At 69.4% G+C, this 19,429-nt stretch carries 1 protein-coding gene (running past one end of the window); it reads right to left on the bottom strand.

Annotated elements, in window-relative coordinates; genetic code table 11:
* On the bottom strand, window positions 1-19,429 hold the 5' end (the start) of the coding sequence (locus tag NRB56_RS02545; RefSeq protein ID WP_153338801.1) for a C2 family cysteine protease. It extends 21,215 nt beyond the left edge of the window; the window shows 19,429 of its 40,644 coding nt (coding positions 1-19,429); it begins with the start codon at window positions 19,427-19,429; its stop codon lies beyond the left edge, outside the window.

The raw sequence follows: 19,429 nt of genomic DNA, 5'->3' as shown, positions 1-19,429 counted from the left end.
GGACATCGGCCAGCCGTACGGCCCCGGGCGCCAGGCCGGGATCGGCGAATATCCCACCGCGGGAAAGCAACACCGCGATGCGGCCGATCTCCGCCGTGACGCGCGTATCGCCGGAGCTCACGGCCGCCCGGTAGGTGTCCGCCAGCGCCTGATCGCCGACCCGGGCGACGACATCCGCCAGATCGTCGCGCACCGTGAATCTGCCGGCGAACGCGGCCATCTCCGGGTCGTTCGCCAACTGGTCGCGGAGCCGGTCGTTGCCGGCCTCGGTCCACAGCGCGAAGGTCCATCCGGTCTCACCGGCCGACGTCATCCACGCCTTGATATTGGCGAGCTCCGCCGGCGTCAGCGCACGCCCCGATACCGCGAAATTCATCTCCCGCGGTACCGGGTGCACCCGGCTCGCGTCCGCGGCGATCAACTGCGGCATCAGGTTCGCGGTCATCAGATCGCGCAGCCGCCGCAGGCCGTCCCGGTCGACACCCGCGATGAGCAACCGCGCCGGCAGCACCGCGCCGCTGGCCGTCAGTTGGTCGAATCGGCGGGACACACCGTCGACGGTGAGCCGCTGTGGGGACCCGACCGCACGGGTGCCGAACTGCCGGTAAGCATTTCGGACCTCGACCACCGTCAGCCGCCGGCCCGGGACCTTCTGCCGATCCAGCACGTCGAGCAGCAGGGCCCGCTGCATCGGGGTCGCGGTGCGGCGGGTGTCGAATCGGGCCAGCAGCTGATCGACGTGCGCGACGGTCGGCAGCGCCGAACCGCGCACGATGCCCTCGGACCGCAGCAGATCCGCGAGGCGCCGGACCGTGGTGAGGTCCCGGACATGCTCCGCCCGGTCGGCACGCGCCGGCCCGGACAGGGCCGCGCGCAGATTCTCCAGCGCCCGCAGCTGCGGTCTCGGATCGTGGAACCGGCCCGTCAACCGGTCGTGCCGGTGGTGCAGGCCGATCGCCTCGGCCAGCTGCCGGTCCGAGGTGGCGCGGGACGGGAAGTTCACGGAAAACCCACGGCCACGGGCCGATTCGATCGCCGCCGATACCTCGTCGGCGGTCGCGGGAACGGTACTCCCGGTATGGTCGGACGACGGTGCGGATGCCGTGACGTGCGGTGCGCCTTCGGTTTTCGTGACCCCAGCGGCTACGGCGGACCGGATCCCGGCGGGATCGCCGGCCCGATCCGTCACCTCGGTTCCGGTGCGCGCGGGGCCGGCACCGATGGTCGCGTCGACGATCCGCACCGGGACATCGTCCTCGTCGATCGTGGTCGCGCGACGGGCCGCGCCGAAGGCGGACAACGCATTCCGCAACGCGCTCGTGCGGGCCGCCGGCGAGGTTCCGAACCATGTTGCCGGCGAACGAGTTCCGCCTGTCCCTCGATGGTCGGACCACACCACCGACGCGATCGGCGGCCCGCCCGAATCCCGCGCGAACTGCGCCATCGCGGCGGCCGTTTCCGGGGCGATCGTGGTCGGCGGGGTGTCACCGCGCGTCACGTGCCAGGTGACGGCGGACGCCGTGTCGATGTCGCCGAAGGCCAGCACCACCGCGCCGCGACCGTCGAACGCGTCCGGATCGAATTTCAGCAGATGCACCGGCGGCGTGGCGATTCCGGTGCGAGCGGCGGTCAGCCGGGCCTCTAGTTCGGCGTCGAACAGGACACCGAGCATGTTCTCCAGGTTCTGCTGCCGTAGTCCCTGCCGCGGTGTCGGCGTGGCGTTCTCGGCGAGCTTGCGCAGCTCCACCTCGAGATAGGTTCGATTGAGCGTGTCACGCACGACCGCCGGAATGCCGTCGGCATTGCGGAGTTCCGGGTAATCGAGGGCCAGCCGGTACTGGTACTCCTGGGACAGGTCGGCGAACCGCAGATCGTTCCACCACTGCCGGCCGTGCTGCCGCCACCAGGTGGCCAGCCGGTGGGTCCGGTCGGCCGCGTCCGGATTCGACCGTGCCGCGCGCGGGAATTCCGGCGGCACGATCCGGTCCTGTTCGGACACCGGTTCGGGATGCGACCACAGGTCCACCTCGGTCGACGGACGCACCTGATTGCGTTCGAGCAGTCGCGACCAGTCCTGGAGGTCCTGCTGCGAGCGCTCGTGCCGTGCGCGTTCCGTCAGCAGTTGCAGACGTGTTTCCGGTGTGCCGGCACGCCTTTCGCGTTGCCGCAGCACCCGGCCCTGTGCGGCCAGCAGACGCCGCAATCGCGCGACCTCCGCGGTCTGCCGGGCCAGTTCCCCGGTCCGCTCGCGCACCGCGCCGTTGAGGCCGTTGTGCGTCTCGTCGAAGACCCGGCGCTCGAATCCCGGCGGGATCTGCAAACCGCGGCGCCGCAACAGGTCCAGGGCGAAGTCGTTCATCTCCGGCCGCGGCCGGTAGTGGCCGCTGTGGTCGGTCATCACCAGCAGCCGGCCGTTGTCCGCGATGAGATAGCCCGCGGCGGTGACCGTCCGGCCGCCGAGGAACGAGGAATGGAACGACACCACCGTGGTGTCACCGGCGTACAGGTTGCCGAATTCGTCCATCACGAATTTCGCGCCGGGCGTGTGGAACGGGGCGCCGTCGAACGCCTGGTACAGGCGGCCGTCCGGGCCGATGAACAGGCGATGCTGTTCGCGCTCCGCCGCCGTCATGTAGTGCGTCGGCGTGGAGAACTGGAACTTCGGGGTGTTCAGCGTCGCGGTGCGCGCCGCCCATTGCGCATCGGTCAGGCCGAGTTCGACATTCGTGAGCACTCGGATCGGCCGGTTCTCGCCCGCGTAGTTCGGGCCCAGCACCGCGCCGTCGAGCAGCGGAATTCCCTGGGACGCCAGCACCTTGTCGAAGGCGGCCGGAATCTGTTCGCGCGGTATGGCGTCCGGCGCCGGATGCGCTGCCGGTTCGCGCGGGCGGACCGCCGAGAACAGCGATCCGTCCGCGTTGAGCCCGATCTCGTAGCTGCCGGGAGTGGTGCTGCGCAGATGAACGGTCTTGCCCTGCGGGAACTCCGACACGACCGTGCCCGCCCCGGCGCCGTGGTCCACGACGATGTTGGCGCCGAACGTGTGGCTCGCGAGCATCAGCAATTGCCGATGCGTCATATCGGCGTTGCGGGACGAGTGGATCTCGAAATCGTGGCCGGGATCGCGCAACAACGCGATCACCTGCCGGATCCGGTCGGCGGACTGCAACCAGTGGTCGCGATCGAACTGCTCCCGCTGATGGCGTTCCCCGTCCAGATACGGTGCCCGCGTGCCGGGTTCGGCGGCGACCCAGTCGTCGAACTCCTGCCGGCGGCGCTGTTCCTCCGCCCAGGCGGCCTCGAGCGGACCGAATTGCAGGGTGTCCAGGTAGTTCCGGAAATCCTGCTCCAGGGTCTCGGCGAGCGCCCAGCGCACGTCGTCGGAGGTACCGGCGTTGAAGGTCCGGGCCAGCGTGGTGAACAGCGGATCACGCGCGGCGGTCACCGGCTCCCAGGTCGCCGGGCCGGTCGCCGGCGCGGTCACCGGCGTGGTCTGTTCCACCTCCGGCCGGACCGCCGCATGATAGTGGCCGCCACCGTAATCCACGCGCACCAGCACGGCGGTCGCCGTGGCCGGGTCGCCGATCGGGGTGGCCCAGCGGTCGTCGAGGATCGCGATCGTGGTGCGCTGCGATTCGGAGATCGCCTTGGGCAGCAGGTCGGCCAGGTTGTTGTTGTAGACGCCGCTGCTGAGCAGCTCGGCCAGTTCCCGGTCGAAGTGCGCGGCCCGGTCCGCGTCCGCCACCCCCTGCGGATGGTAGAGGGCGAAGAAGGCGGCTCGGTCGGCCTGGATGTGCGCGATCGCCTCGTTGCGGACCTGCAGATGGGCCTTCCGGCTGCCGGATGCCGCGACGAACGACTGGAACAGGCAATTGCCGTCCGGTTCAACGGTTTTCAGCTGTAGGCCGGCGGCCGCCACGGCCTGGAGCTGGGCCCGGTCCGGAGCCCAGACCAGCGAATGCAACTCGTCGAACGCGCGGTCCATGTCGTCGGCGCGCAGGATCCGCTCCAACGCCGCGGCGGCCACCGCGGCCTCGGCATCGCCGCGCCGGGCGAGGATGTTCCGGAGGATCTCGAGGCTGTAGCGACCGTGACCGCGGGACAACGCGAGCGCCTGCGAGAAGTCGCCGTCGAACAGCGACCGCGCCGCGGCCCGCCGATCGTCGTGGTCGGCCGTGGGCGCCGCCACCCAGTCCGCCTCGGGATGACCGGTGGTCGTGGCCGTCACCGCCGCGGTCGCGGCGACCGCCGCCGCCGGCTGTCCGGTGCCGGCGGCCGCGGACGCCTGCTTGCCGAGTTGCGCCTCACTCTCGTCGGTCAGCCAGCCCAGCGCCTGGTACGCGGTGAGGACGCCGGGGTCCATGACCGCGGCGTAGTCGGCGTCGGACATCGAGGTCAGTCCGTACACCCGGCGGGCGTAGTGCGCGATGCCGCCGTGCAGCGCCTCCGGCCTGGCCATATCGGTCCGCATCAGCATCGGACCGGTGAGATACGCGGCGAGCAGGGCCAATTCGACCGGCAGCCCGCGCAGCGCCGCCAGCGTCTGCAGGCGCAGCAGCGCGGCCGGCAGTGCCGCGATCCCGCCGGTGCGCAGTTCCTCCAGCAACTGCTTGTATTCCCGGCCCACGTCGGTGAGCTGTCCCTTGCTCTCGGCCTCCACCACGTCGAGCAGCATCTGCTCGAGCTGCGCCTGATCCGCCAGGAACGGGCCCTGATCCTGCGGGTGGTACTCGGCGAGGATCTGACCGGGAAGCGCCGTCATCAGGTCGGCGAGGTACCGGGAATTCGGTGGCGCCACGATGAAGTGGTTACCCATCCAGCCGTCCCGGTAGGACTCCTCGACCTTGCGCCGCAATTGCTCCGCGCGGGGCAGGGTCTGATCCATATCCTCCAGACCGGACGCGTCGCGGATCAGTGGGCCGAGAATCGGGATATCGTCCTCGTGCAGGTACATCGGCGCGAGGTCCGCGAGTTTCACGTCCCCGGGCGCCAGGTCCACATCGGCGTACACGCCACCGCGCAGTTTCAGCACGGCGTAGCGCCCGATGTCCGAGACCAGGTTGAAAGCGCCTGTCCGCAGACCCAATTCGTACATCGCGGCCAACTCGCCGCCGCCCACGTCGTCGACGATGTCGCGCAGATCGTCCCGGACGACGAATTTGCCCGCGGCTGCGGCGAGTTCCGGATCCCGCTCCAGCTGGGCCCGGACCCGGTCGTAGCCGCCCTGGGTCCACAGGGTGAAGGTCCAGTCGGAGTCGCCCGCCGATTTCACCCACGACTTGATGTTCGCCAGTGCCGACGGACTGAGCTCACCTCCGAACCAGGCGAAATTCATCTCCTTCGGAATCTCGTGCACCAGAGTGGGATCGGCGGCGCGCAGCTGCGGCATCAGCTCCGCGGACATCCGCGCGTGCGTCCGGGTGAGACCGGCTCGCGCCGCACCGGCGATGAGCAACCGGGCCGGCAGTACGGCGCTCGTGGCCGTCGACCGCGGGAATTCGGTGACGACGTCGGCGACCGTCAGTCGCCTGTTGCCCAGGACCGCACCGGGTCTGGTGAGGAACTGCAAGTAGGCGGCGCGGGCCCGGGCGACCGAGGTCGCCTGTCCCGGCACCTTCACGGCCTCGAGCACGTCCAGCAGCAGCGTCCGATGCAGGTCGGTCACCGGTCCGAGCGCAGTCCCGGTGTGGAATCGGGAGATCAACCGATCGACGTGCGCCACGGCCGGGGCCGTCGTACCGGCCACGATTCCGGAGTCCCGCAACAGATCCGACAGTCGCCGGACGATGGTCAGTTCCCGGACCCGCGCCGCGTCGCCGGCCGGGACACCGCCCAGGTCCGTGAGCAGCGACTCCAGCGCCCGCAACCGCGGTCCCGGATCCTGGAAGCGGCCGGTGATCCGGTCGCTGTGATGGTGCAGGCCGATCGCCTTCGCCAGTTGCTGTTCCGGTGTGCCCCGGGACAGGAAGGTCGCCAAACTCGTACGGCCGGGCGTTGTTTCGGCTGCCACGGCCGGCACAACGCCGACCGCGGTGGCCGGTGAGGTGCCGGTGCGCACCGCGCGATCGAGGGTGGTCTCCGCCACCCGGTCGATGCCGAACAGGCCCCGGGCGCCGGCGCCGCTGACCGTGATCCCGCCGAACTTGCCGAGATGTTCCAGCCCCACGTACAGCAGACCGTCGGCGCCGTACCGGATTCCGGGCATCGGCTGCGCGGGTGCGGCCCCGATCGGCGCGTGCCGGCGCCACGGGTTGCGCAGGACCAGCGACACCGGATCCCCGGCGGCGTTCCGCTCGACCCCGAGCACCGCGTAACTGTGTGTGCTGACCAGGCCGGGGAATTCCACGAGGTCCTCGCGGCGCGCGCCCCACCTCCGGGTGTCGATCATCACCAGATCGCCACGGTCCAGGGCATATTGGACGCGTTCGGCGACCGTTTGCGTCACGACCGGATCCGGTGTGGCGGTGCGCCACTGTTCGTCCGAGGCGGCGAGACCGACGAGCCGTTCGATCTGCGGGGCCCACCGAGTCAGCTGATCCGGAGTGAGCCGCCGTTGCACGAAATTCCGGAACGCGTCGCTGAGCGCCGGATTCTGCCATCGGATGTGGTCCATGAAGGCGTGGACGGCCGCGGACACATCACCGCCGTGCTGCGCCAGCAGCAACTGCATCCGTTCTTCGTCCTCTTCGAGGCCGAACGGATTGCGTTCCCGGGCGACGTGCGCCTGTATCGCCTCGTTCCATTCGATCTGCATGGAACCGATCGCGCGCGCGAATTCCAGGTCGCCGCCGAGTGTTCGGTGCAGCGTGTCGAGATCCAGCCGCATCGGATGCAGGAAATAGCTGTCGCCCACCGTGCGTCCGGGACGCGGCCGGGCGCTGCCCGGCAGAGTCTCCGGCATCAGGGCCGCGGCGGCGGCGTGCGAGGAGTCGCCGTCGATTCCGACGTAACCCTTCTCGCCGCCGCGGAACACCGCGTACGCCTTCTCCAGCATCGCGGGCCACAGTGCCCCGCCGCGGACGTCCGCGTTGCGGGCGGTGCCGCGAGGGGTGAGGTAGAGGTCCTTGGACACCTTGATCCAGACCTCGTCGCGATTCTTGTCGAAGAACCGCACCGCGACCGAATCACCCAGGTCGCGCATCATTTCCTGGAGCAGCTCGGGGCTGCGGGACAGCTCGATCATGTTCGAGATCAGGTAGCAGTCGCCCAATTCGCCTTGGCGCACATCCGATTCCCGCGGGCCCTGCGGACCCCACAGCGGATCGGTGAAGGTACGCAACGGCGACATCCGGATCCCCGTGACGGCCGTCGGCATCCGGCGCCACGCGGTACGGGGGTCCCGGTCGCCGGGATCCCGGACCAGGGTCCGGCTCGTGTCCACTGTGCCGTCGGACAGCTCCACCGGCCGGACGGTGACCGGGGATCCCGGCGGCAGCGCTACCACGCGTCCGTCGTCGCCGTCGAAGAACATGCCCGCCTTGGGCATCAGATACTTCTTCGAGGAGAACCAGCCCGCCTTCTGCTCCTCGAAGGCCCGCGCGACGATTCCCTTGCTCACCCAGATCGGGTTGTCGTCGTTCTCCTGATCCCAGGGCACCAGGCCGATGTATTCGCGGCCGGTGCCCTGCGCGGTGATCGTCGGGCCGGCGACGCGCCGCCAGCCGTCGCCGTCGAATCGGTGCGCGGTGCCGTTGTCGTCCAGCACCACCGTGCGGTCACCCGGTATCCACTCCTCGACGGCGGGGGCGATGTAGCGATGCAGGTTGTCGAACGAAATCGCCTGTGAGTGCGGCTGAGTCGGCTGCCCGGTGGCGGCGGCGACCGGTGCGGCGATTCCGTCGTGGCGTTGCGGCGCGGGTATCGCGTCGGCCGGTGCGATACCGGTCTCCATCCAGTGGAAGAAGTCCGCGACCTCGTAATCCTGCCAGGCGGCGCCGGATTCGGGAGTTCCCTCGGTGAACAGGCCGGGGCCCGCCACCGGTTCCAGCGCGTCCCGCGACAGGCCCGTGAGATCGGTGCGCTCCGGATCGGTGACCGTGCCGTCGCGCACCGGCCGCCCGCGTACGGCCCGGTCGAAGGCGTCGTTGAAGACGTTGCGCGCGAACCAGTTCCGCAGCTGCTGCGCCGGCGCACCGGTGTCACCGGCGACCTGCGGCGCTTCGTCGTGCTGTTGCGACGGGTTCGGATGCGACTGCGCCGGCGCCGGGGTGCCGGTCGGGATCGTCGTATCGGCGGTGTCGTTCAGCGCGGGCATCGCCACATGGCCGTGCCGCTCGAGTTCCGAGATCACCTCCGCGACCGCGTAGTGCACGCCGACGGTGGCGCCGTTGGCGCCGGTCACCTGACCCCTCGTCGCCGTGGCGCCGTCGAACACCTGGACCCGGACGCCGGGCTCGCCGCCCGCGGCGGTCCGGCGGGCCTTGTCGAAGGTCGTCAAGGCGGTCCGCAACCGGCGGGCCCGCTCCTGCTGTGGCGTCCCGGAAACCGCTGTCCGCGAACCGGATCCGGTCGCTCCACCATGGTCCAGCCAGACCACGGCGGCCGACTCTCCGGTGGGATTCGCCTTCGCGGTCTCGACGTAATGCGCCATGCCGGTGGACAACTCACCGGACATCGACACCGGCGCGGCCTGGAGACCGGTCGCGTGCCAGGCGACCGAACTCGCGAGATCGATGTCACCGAATCCCAGCACCACCACACCGCGCCCGTCGAACGCGTCCGGTTCGAAGCGCAGCAGGTGGACCGGTGGCGGGTCGAGCCCGGCCTGCCCGGCGGTCAGCCACGCCTCCAGCCCGGCGTCGTAGAGGGCGCCGAGCGTGTTCCGCAGGTTCTGCCGCCGTTGCTGTTCCATCGGCGACAGGTTGGGTCTTCCGTCCAGGTGCGCCAGTTCCGCATCGATGTAGAGGCGGTTCAGTGTGTTGCGGACCTCGGCCGGAATGCCCTCGGCATTGCGCAGTTCCGGGAAGTCGATCGCCAGCCGGCGCTGGTATTCCGGGGCGAGGTCGGTGACGTGCAGATCGTGCCACCACCGGCGGCCGTGGGTCTGCCACCAGGTCACCAGTTCCCCTGTGCGGGTGCGGACGTCGGTCACGGTGCGCGACGGGGCGGGGAACCCCGGCGGCACGATGCGATCCTGTTCGGACGCCGGCGCGGGATGCGCCCACAGGTCCAGATCCACCGAGGGCCGCACCTTGCCCTGCGCCAGCAGTTGCGTCCAGGCGGTGAGGTCGCGGTCGCGGGCCGCGAGTTCCTCGCGCTCCATCTGTAGTTGTCCCTGCACCACAGGCGAATTCGCGAGCCGCTCGCGCCGGCTCAGCACCGCGTCCTGCGCGAGCAGCACCCGGCGCAACCGGGCGACCTCGGCGGCCTGCCGCGCCTGCTCACCGATCCGTTCCCGCACCGGCCCGGCGAGGCCGGTGCGATGGGTCGGATCGAAGCCGCGGCGTTCGAAGTTCGAGGCCGGTACCAGGCCCTGGCGGCGCAGCAGATCGAAGGCGTAGTCGTTCATCTCGTACCGCGGGCGGTAATGGCCGCTGTGGTCGGTCATCACGCGCAGCACGCCGTTGTCCACGACGAGATACCCGGCGCCCGTGACGGTCCGGCCGCCGAGGAACGAGGAGTGGAACGTCACCACCGTGGTGTTGCCCGAGTACAGGTTGCCGAATTCGTCCATGACGAATTTCGCGCCCGGGGTGGTGAAGGGAGCACCGTCGCGCGCCTGGTACAACCGGCCGTCCGGCCCGACGAAGATGCGATGCTGCTCGCGTTCCTCCGCCGTCATGTAGTGGGTCGGGGTCGAGAACTGGAACTTCGGCGTGTTCAGCTTCGACGTGCGATCGGCCCATTCCCGTTCGGTCAGGCCGAGATCGAGCTGGGTGACGGTCCGGATCGGCCGGTTCTCCCCGGCGTAGTTGGGCCCGAGCACCGCGCCGTCGAGCAGCGGGACCCCCCGCGACGCGAGCACCCGGGTCAACGGCGCCGGGATCTCCTCGCGCGGGATCGCGCCCGGAATCGGTTGCGCGGCAGGCTCGATCGGACGCACCGCCGCGAACAGCGAGCCGTCGGCGTTGAGTCCGATCTCGTAGCGGCCGGGCGCGGCGCGGCGCACGTGGAAGGTCTGCCGCCGGTGGGGTTCCGCGATCCGGGCCGGCGGGCCGGCGGGCCGCTCCAGGACCAGGTTGACACCGAACCGATGACCCGCGAGGACCAGCAACTCCCGATGCGTGAGGTCGGCGTCGAGGACGGGATGCCGCTCGAAATCGTGTGCCGGATTGTGCAATTGGGCGATCGCGCGGCGCAGCCGGGCATCGGATTCCCGCGCGAAATTCGCGTCGAACGCTTGCCGCCGTTGATCTTCCGCCGCCTTGTTCGCCGCCGCGAACGCCGCGTCGGTAGCGGCGCGCGCGTCGAACCGCTGTCGTTGCGTGCGCTCGGCGGCCCACTGGGCCAGCGCGCGCTCGGACAGCATCGTCTGCCGATGATGCGCGGAATTCTGCTGGAGTTCGGCGGCGAGCATCGACCGGACCTGGTGCGCGGAACCGGCATTGAACATCCGGGCCAGGGTGGTGAACATCGGATCGGCGACATCGCCCATGGGCTGCCAGGATGCCGGACCGGACCGCGGCGCGGTGGACGGCGCCGGTCCGCTGGGCCGAGCGCGCTGCCCGCCGAGATCGGCGGCCGCCGGCCGGACGCCGGCGTGATAATGGCCGCCACCGTAATCGACGCGGACCAGCACCGCGCCGGCGGTCGCCGGATCGCCGATCGGCGCCGGCCATCGATCATCGATGATCGCGATCGTCGTGTGCTGCGATTCCGTGATCGCCCGCGGCAACAGATCGGCCAGATCGTTGTTGTAGACCCCGGACGACCGCAGTTGCCGCAGGTCCCGATCGAATCTCACCGCGCGATCCTGCTCCGCGACGCCCTCCGGGTGATAGAGCGCGAGGAACGTCGCCCGGTTCGCCACGATGTGGCCGACCGCCTCGTCCCGGACGGTCAGATGATCCTTCGTACTGCCCGAGGAGATCACGAAGGATTCGAACAGGCAGTTCCCGTTGGCCTCGACCATGGCCGGTTCGAGCCCGGCCGCGTGCAACGCCTGCAACTGCGCCGCGGTCGGGGACCAGCGCCGGGCACGCAGTTCGGTGAAGGCCCGTTCCGGATCGGGCGCGGCGAGCAGCCGGGTGAGCGCCGCCGCGGCCGCCCGCGCCACCGGATCCGCCGACCGGGACAGGTTGTCCCGCAGGTCGATCACCGCGCCACGGCCGCGCTGCCGGGCCACGTCCAGCGCCCCGGAGAACTTGCCGTCGAACAGCAGCCGGGCCTCGTCCCGGCGCTGATCGTGGGTGGGCGACACCAGCGGAGCCGCCGGGGGCCGGGTCGCGGTCGAGGTGGTGGTGGTGATCGGCACGGCCGGAGCCGGCGGGAGGTGGGCCGTGGTCGCCGTGACCGGGACCACCGGCGCGGTGTGGACCGGGCCGGTCGCCGGGGTCGCCGTCGAGGTGGTCGTCGTGGTCGTGGTGGTCTTGTCGAGCTGCACGTCGCTCTCGGCGGTCAGCCAGCCCAGGGCCTTGAACGCGGCGAGGATGCCGGGATCCATCGCGGCCGCGTAATCCGCCGAGACCAGCGCGTTCAACCCGAACACCCGGGCGGCGTAGTTCGCGATGGTGCCGTGCACGGTCTCGGCCGGCCCCTTCAGGGTCCGCATCAGCAGCGGGCCGCTGATATGGGCGGCGTAGCGGGCCAGTTGCGGCTGCGCGCCGCGCAGCGTCGCGAGTTGTTGCAGGCGCAGCACCGCGGCGGGAATGGCCCCGATGCCACCGCTGTGCAGCGATTCCAGCAACTGCCGGTATTCCCGGGTGAAGTCGTTGTGGCCCTTCTCGATCTCGGCCTGCAGCAATCCGCGCAACATCTGCTCGAGCTGCTCGCGGTCGGCGCGGATCGCGGCCGCGTCCGACCGGTGGTACTGCTCGATGAGCTTTTCCGGAATCGCCGTCATGAGATCGGCCAGGTACCGGGAATTCGGCGGCGCCACGATGAAGTGGTTGCCCATCCAGCCGTCCCGGTACTGATTCTCGACCTCGCGCCGCAGCCTCTCCTCGACCGGCAGGTCCTGATATTCCTTGCGGTTCAAGGATTTTCCGTCGCGAATCAGCGGGCCGAACACCGGGACGTCGTCCTCGTGCAGATACATCGGCGCGAGGTCGGCCAGCTTCACCGGACCGGGGGCCAGGTCCACGTCGGCGTACACGCCGCCGCGCAATTTCAGCACCGCGTAACGGCCGATGTCCGAGACCAGGTTGAACGCACCGGCCTGCAGGCTCACTTCGTACATGGCGGCCAGTTCGTCGCCACCGATGTCCGCGACGATGTCGCGCAGATCGTCGCGGACGATGAATTTGTCCGCGGCGGCGGCGAGTTCGGGGTCCCCGGCCAGCTGGGCGCGGACCTTGTCGTAGCCGCCCTGCGTCCACAGCGTGAACGACCAGTTCGAATCACCCGCCGACTTCAGCCACGACTTGATGTTGGCCAGCGCTGTCGGGCTGAGCTCACCACCCAGCCAGGCGAAATTCATCTCCTTCGGAATCTCGTGCACCAGAGCGGGATCGGCGGCGCGCAGCTTCGGCAGCAGATCCGATGTCATCCGGTCCTGTACCCGGCGCAGGCCGTCGCGGCCGACTCCCGCGATGAGCAGTCGGGCCGGGAGTACCGCCGAAGACGCGGTGAGCCGGTCGAATTCGGCCGGGAGATCGCGGACCTGCACCACCCGGCCGCCGAGGGTGGCGGCGGGCCGGGTGAGGAACTGCCGGTAGGCGTCGCGGGCCTGGGTGACCGTGATCGCCTGGCCCTTCACCTTCAGCTTGTCCAGGACGTCGAGCAGCAGCGTGCGGTGCAGCGGGGATATCTCGCCGCCGACGACTCCGGTGTGGAATTCGTGCAGCAGCCGGTCCACGTGAGCGACGGTCGGCGCCGTCGACCCGCGCACGATTCCCTCGTCCCGCAGCAGATCCGTCAGGCGCCGCACGGTGGTGAGCTCCTGCACCTGCGCCTTCTTCTCGGTGGGCACGGCGCCGGTCAGATCGGTGAGCAGGTTTTCCAGCGCTTGCAGTCGCGGCCCGGGATCCTGGAGAAGGCCGGTGAGCGCACCAGCGCCGCGATGATCGAGCCCGATCGCCCTGGCGAGCTGCTGATTCGGCACACCCTCGGTGAGGAAGCGTGCCACGCTCGTCCGTTGCCGGGCCGGATTGCCCACGACCGCAGGATGTTCGGTGGTATTGCCCGGTGCCGGATGATCGGCCGGCCGGGTCGGTTGCGCACCGGAGGCCGTCGTCTCGGGCACCGGCTGGTGCGCCGGGACCGGCGGCGGCACCAGCGCGTCGTCCGTCGGCTGGATCACCGGAGTCTCCGTGGGCCGCGTCACCGACGAGTCCAACGGCTGGATCACCGGGGACTCCCCCGGCTGGATCACCGGAGTCTCCGTGGGCCGCGTCACCGACGAGTCCAACGGCTGGATCACCGGTGATTCGCCGGGGTGGATGACCGGCGTCGTCGGCGGCTGGATCACCGGCTTGGTCGGCGGCTGGATCAGCGGCGTGGTCGCGGGCTGGATCACCGGGGAGTTCGGCTGTTGCGACAGCGGGGATTCCGTCGGATGCACCACCGGGGACTCCGTCGGATGCGTCACGAAGGAGCCCGGCGGCGACTGCGAGAACTCGGTCGGCACCGCCACCGGGGAATCGAACGGCTGCCGCACCGGCGCCTCCAACGGCGACACCGGCGACACCGGCGACGGCTGGGTGACGTCCGACATCGATGAATGCGGCTGCAGCGCGAACGGATGCGGCGGGCCCATGAAGTCGGGCCCGGGCCGTCCGTCGAGCAGTGAATCCGGCGACGGCAGCACCGGCAGATCCGACTCCGGGTACAGCAACGGCGATACCGGCGACACCGGCGACTGCGAGTGCTCGGGCTCCTGCACGGCCGAGGAATCCTGCGACACAACCGTTTTCATCGCAGGCGTGCCCGACTGATCGTTCACCGGCGGTGGCGGAATCGGTTCCGGTTCCGGCAGCGACTCCTCGTCCACGATCGACTGTGGCGGCGTCGCTTCCGGCTCGTCCTGCTGCACGACCGGCGGCCGGACGGACGTCGGCCGCGCCGCCCCGGAATGCTGGAGTTGCGGAACCAGTTTCCGCAGTTGCTCTTCCGATTCGCGCAACGCCTGTTCGGTGGCCGCCGTGGGAGATTCCTCGTGCGCCTTGGTCGCGTTGGTGTATCGGATGATCGCGGTCTTGACGTGACTCTGGTCAGTCTGCACATACAGGTCGTCGTCGGCCGCGACATAGTAACGGGCACTACCGTTCTGCCCACCACGCGCGGCGCGGTTCTCCGCCTGGATGTCGATGTCGCGGGATTCCGCGGACCGGCTGGTGATGATGACGTGCAGGCCGCCCTGCTCCTCGCTCACCGCCTTGTCGACCGGGATGTCGACACCGCGGCCACCCTGCCGGTTGATCACCAGCACCTTGCCGAGTTCGCCTGCCTGGTGGAAGATCTCCTGCAAGTCGTCCTCGGCCTTGGCTCCGTGCTTCGCGAACCAGGCCGCGTCGACGGCGATGTGCTCGACCCCGCGGTCGTCCAGCAGCTTCGAGATATGCGCGACCTCGCTGTTGCGGTTCGCGATGACCAACTGCGGCTGCCGGGTGGCGGCCTGCTTCTCGGCGACGTCGTCGGCGATCATCCGGTGCTTGTCGGCCATGTCCTTGGCCACGGCGTCCTCGCCGATCTTCAGCGCGAGTTCTTTGTTGCGCGGGATCTGGACGACGTCGTTCATGCCGAAGTTGGCCTTCAGCTCGCCGGCCACACCCTTCGCGGTACCGGACGCGCCCGTCAGCTCGTCGTAGTTCTTCTTGGAGAACATCTCGCTCGCCGTCAGGCTCTTCGAGCTCGCCGAGTCGGAGCGGATCGTCAGCCCGTGCTTAGCCTCGACCGCCTGTGCCAGCCCGCCGTTCCAGCGGCTCTCGGTGGAGGTCTCCGGATCGAACATCACCTTGTGCGTGGTCTGATCGATGATCAGCACCCGGCCCTCGTGCACGATGTAGTGGTCGTTCTCGAGGAACTCCCACTTGGCCGACGCGGCCATGTTGATCCGCTGCTCGTCGGCCTCGGACAGCTTCTGCCCGGTCAGCTCCTCGATCTTGGCGCGCCCGGCGTCGGTGAGCACCGCCCGTCCGCCGATCTGCCCGTCGGCCCGGCCGAAGTCGGCCGGGGTGAGCTTGCCCTCGTCGACGTTCCGTTCCACGAAATCGTGGGTGTTGCGGACCTGGGTGACGGTGCCCTCGTCCGCGGCGGTGGCCGGACCGTCGGAGAGGATGTAGGTGGTGTCGGCGTGGACCAGCGCCTCATCGATCTCATCGATGGCGGCCCGGCGGCCGGGCACGATATTTCCGCGCAACTGCCCGAATCCGGCGTCGTTCTGGGTGCCGATGTAGATCGTCGGCTTGCCTTCGACCGGCGGCTCGTAGGCGCGATCCGGATTCATCCGGATGATGTCGAATCCGAGCGGCTCCAGCGCCTTCTTGTAGATGTCGAAGGCTTCCCGGGCGAGGCTGTCGCGGGTGGTGAACACCTGCACGACCTTCGCCTTGGACGACTTCATCATGGAGTCCGCGAGGAACACCAGGGTCTTACCCTCACCCGCGGCCATATCGATCGGCCCGTGCTGCATGGCGAGCACGGCCATCACCTGCGGCCGGTACAGGGTCTTACCGGTGTCGCGGCGAATCACCTCGATCGCGGCCGCCATCGCCTCGTGCTCACTGCCGTGCTCGAGCGCGTTCTTGACGGCCGGACCGAACTCCTCGTCGCTGAGATCCTTCCAGCCGTGGTTCTCGTGGTTCTCCAGCACCTGCCGGGCTTCGTCGTGGAAATCCCGGGGCGGCCCGTCGTCGTGACCGGGTTCGTCGTGCGGGCCCGGACTGTCGTGACTTTCCGGGCTCTGCTGCGAGGCGTGGTCGTCGCTCTCGGTGACCCGCTTGCCGTTGTAGTCGAAATGCTCGAAGCTGTCGGCCTTCTCGACGTCGCCGAGCATGTTGTGCACGAGGTCGTTCACCCGGCCGCGGTCCGGGACGTACGCGCCGGAGTGGTCGGTGACCGACTGCAGGACACCGCGGTGGACCTCCGCGGTGGCGGCCGTGTGCACCCCGAGCTTGTCGAACGCCTGATGCGTGCGAACCCAGCCCAGATCCGGTGCCAGATACAGGTTGTCGTTCATGTCCCGGATGAGCATGTGCTGCCGGGTGCGGGTCGGCCATCGGGTGGCCGGGGAGTCGGGAGTGTGCACCAGCTTGCCGGTGCGCGCGCTGTACAGCTTGCCGTCGTGGGCGACGACGCGGAACTGCTCGGCGTCCCGAGTGTCGAGGAACAGGGGTTCCGGGAATCCGGTGCCGGGCTTGCCGTCCGGGCGATTGCGCAGCGGCTGCGAGCTCTCGTTCTCGTGCGCGGGATCCTCGCGCCGGGGCGGTACGGGATCCTCGGTTCCGTCGAAATGCGTCTTGCGGTTCGCGGGGTCGCTTTCGAAAACCCTTGACAGCCAACGGAACAGCCGGCCGACACCGGGGATGCGCAGCAGCATCTCCTTCGCCACCGACCCGGTGCTGCGGTGGATTTCGCCCGAACCGTCTGTGCTGTGCGTCTTGTGGCCGTTGTCGGACCCGCCGGTCGCCCGTGCACTGTCCTTCCAGGACCGCTTCGGCCGGTTGACCTCCGACAGCGGCCGATGCTCCTCGCGCGGCGGGGCGCCGCCGGGCTTCTCACCGGGCCGATACGATTGGCCGCCGGCCGGTCTGATCTGCCCCGGGGTGGTCCCATGGTCGCCGGCCAGCGTCTTCACGGTGGTGATGCCGTGGTCCTCCAGCAGAATCGCCAAGCCCGCCAGGCCACTGGGATTCGACTTACCGAAGGATTGCACCGGGTTGCCGTCGTGATCGAACACCTGCACCCGATGCTCGTCGATGTGGGCGGTGAACTTCTGGTGCTCCGAGTCGCCGAGCAGTGCGGTGCCTTTGAATTCCGGTAGCTCCCGGACGAATTCGTCGGTACCGCGCTCGACCATCGGCCGCTCGCCACCCACCGTCACCTCGGACCACGGCCGGCCCGGTGTGCCCACCGTCTCCGAGTGGCCGGAGGCGATCGAGGCGCGATCGTCGTCGGTGCGCTTGCCGCCGGGGATCGAGTGGTCGTCGCCGAGACCGGTTTTCACGGCGGCGCTCGGTCGCTGATCGTCCAGGCTCGGTGGGAGGGACCGATTGGCCGAGGACTCCGGCTCGTCGCGTCTACCGAGGCCGCGGGTGGTCTCGGACGGCGGAGTCGGCTTGTTCGGGGTTCGGTCGACAGTACGTGCCGGGTCGTCACGATCCCGTATCCGCTGATCGTCGCTCGACCGCTGGTTTCCGCGCTGATCGTCGGTGGACCGCAGCGGGTTTCCGCGCTGATCGTCGGTGGACCGTAGCGGGTTACCGCGCTGATCCTCGTTGGGCCGCGACGGGTTACCGCGCTGATCGTCGGTGGACCGTAGCGGGTTACCGCGCTGATCCTCGTTGGGCCGCGACTGATTACCGCGCTGCTCGGACCGGTTCTGGTTCGGCACATCGTCGTTGGTCTGCTTCACCGTCAGCGATTGCTCGGGATCGGTCTCGCGCTTTCCGACCGTCGGTGTGCTCTCGTTGCGGCGAGCGGTGATCGACGGACTCGGTTCGGGAGAGTTCGTCGAGGAAGCGGCGCGGCTGGGACCGGACGCGCCGGTCCCCGTCCGCTGCTGCTGTGCCGACGGCGATTCCGAGGAGTTGTCGGTCGAACGCGACTGGTTCGGCTGCCCGGACGTGCTGTCCTGCGCACGAATGCTGTTCTGCCCGCCCAGGTCGTTGCGCGACGCGGGTGGCGGCTTGGCGACCGAATCACTGCTCGACACCGGGGTGGACGGCTGCTCGCGCACCGGCTCGTTCTGACCGCCACCGGTCCCCGACCGATTGCCCGTGGTGCCGGGTGTGTTCGTCTCGTTCGTGCCGAGACCGCCGGTGCCGGAACGATTGCCGGTGAGGGCCTCACCATTCGTCGTCACAACCGGTTCGGTGGGCGATTGATATTCGGACGGCGTGGACCGGCTTCCGGTCTCCACCCGGTTGGTGCCGTTGACGACCGCCGGATCGTCGATGACGGATCCGCTGGTGCCGGAACGGTTCCCGTTGGTGGCGGTGATGACGCCGTTGCCACCGACGCCGTTGCCACCGGTGCCGTTCTTACCGCCCCCGAGCGTGTCGCCGTTCTGCGCACCGAGTCCGTCCGATCCGTTGGTGCTGCCGAGGGATCCGTTCGGGCTCCCGGATCCGTCGGTGCCGAGCGAGCCGATCGATCCCGGCTTCTCCGGCGGTGGCACCGTGAGGGATTCGGGTCGCGGACCGCCGCCGCTCAGGATCGACTCGTGTCCGGGCACACTGATCTTCGGCACCTCGACCTGCGGCACGTGCACGGACCCGGCGGTCATCCGGTATCCGCGGACACCGCCGGACATGGCGCCGGCCACACCGCCGAGCAGACCGACCGTGGTCAGTTCGAAATGACCGGTGAACGCCATCGCGCCGAGCGAACCACCGACCATGCCGCCCACGCCGCCACCGAGACCCATGATCACGTTCTCCGTGATCACGCGCGCCCGGCCGCCGAACTGGTTCTCCATCGCGTTGCCGAGCGTCTTGCTGAAGGTCTTGCTCAGCGCCTTGCCGACGCCGTAACCGAAGGCGCCGCCGAGCGCACCGGCGGTCGTGGCCATGCCGAATTCGTTCCAGTCGAACGACTTCCGGTGGTGCTGTGCGATCTGGATCAACTGGATGAGCGCATCGGTGACCGCCTGCGTGACCGCACCGACCGCGGCCGCCTGGATGATCTCCATCGCGATCCGCCGCGCGATCATCAACGCCGCGCGGGTGGCCGAGATCTCAGCGGCCTCCAGCGCCGGTGCGCCCGGTCCGGCCAGGAAGGCCCAGGACAGATCGATCAGCAGGATCGCCAGGCCGACGATGATCTGAATCTTGTTGGACTGGATCGCGCAACCGACCTGATCGCACGAGTCCGCCATATCGTTCAGCGATTTCGCGACGGCCTGCAGCGACTGCTGACTCGAGGCGTCGGTGATGCCCTTCAGGGTCGTCATCATCGAATCCCGGCCCGGGCCGGACACATACGCGGCTTCGATCGCCGATTCGACTGTCTGGACCTGGGATACCAGATCTCCGGAGCCGCCCGAGATCGCCTTGGCCGCCTCCCGCCACACATCGGCGAGCGCGAACATCTTGTCCTCGTCGCCGTCCGGCCATTTCGCGCCCGCCAGATAGGAAACCGGCTGTAACGCGGGAGGCAGATCGATACTCAT

The sequence above is a fragment of the Nocardia aurantia genome, assembly GCF_009604425.1.
GTDB lineage: Bacteria > Actinomycetota > Actinomycetes > Mycobacteriales > Mycobacteriaceae > Nocardia > Nocardia aurantia.
Note: the sequence above shows the minus strand (reverse complement) of the source record. Positions and strands in the feature narration are given on the sequence as shown.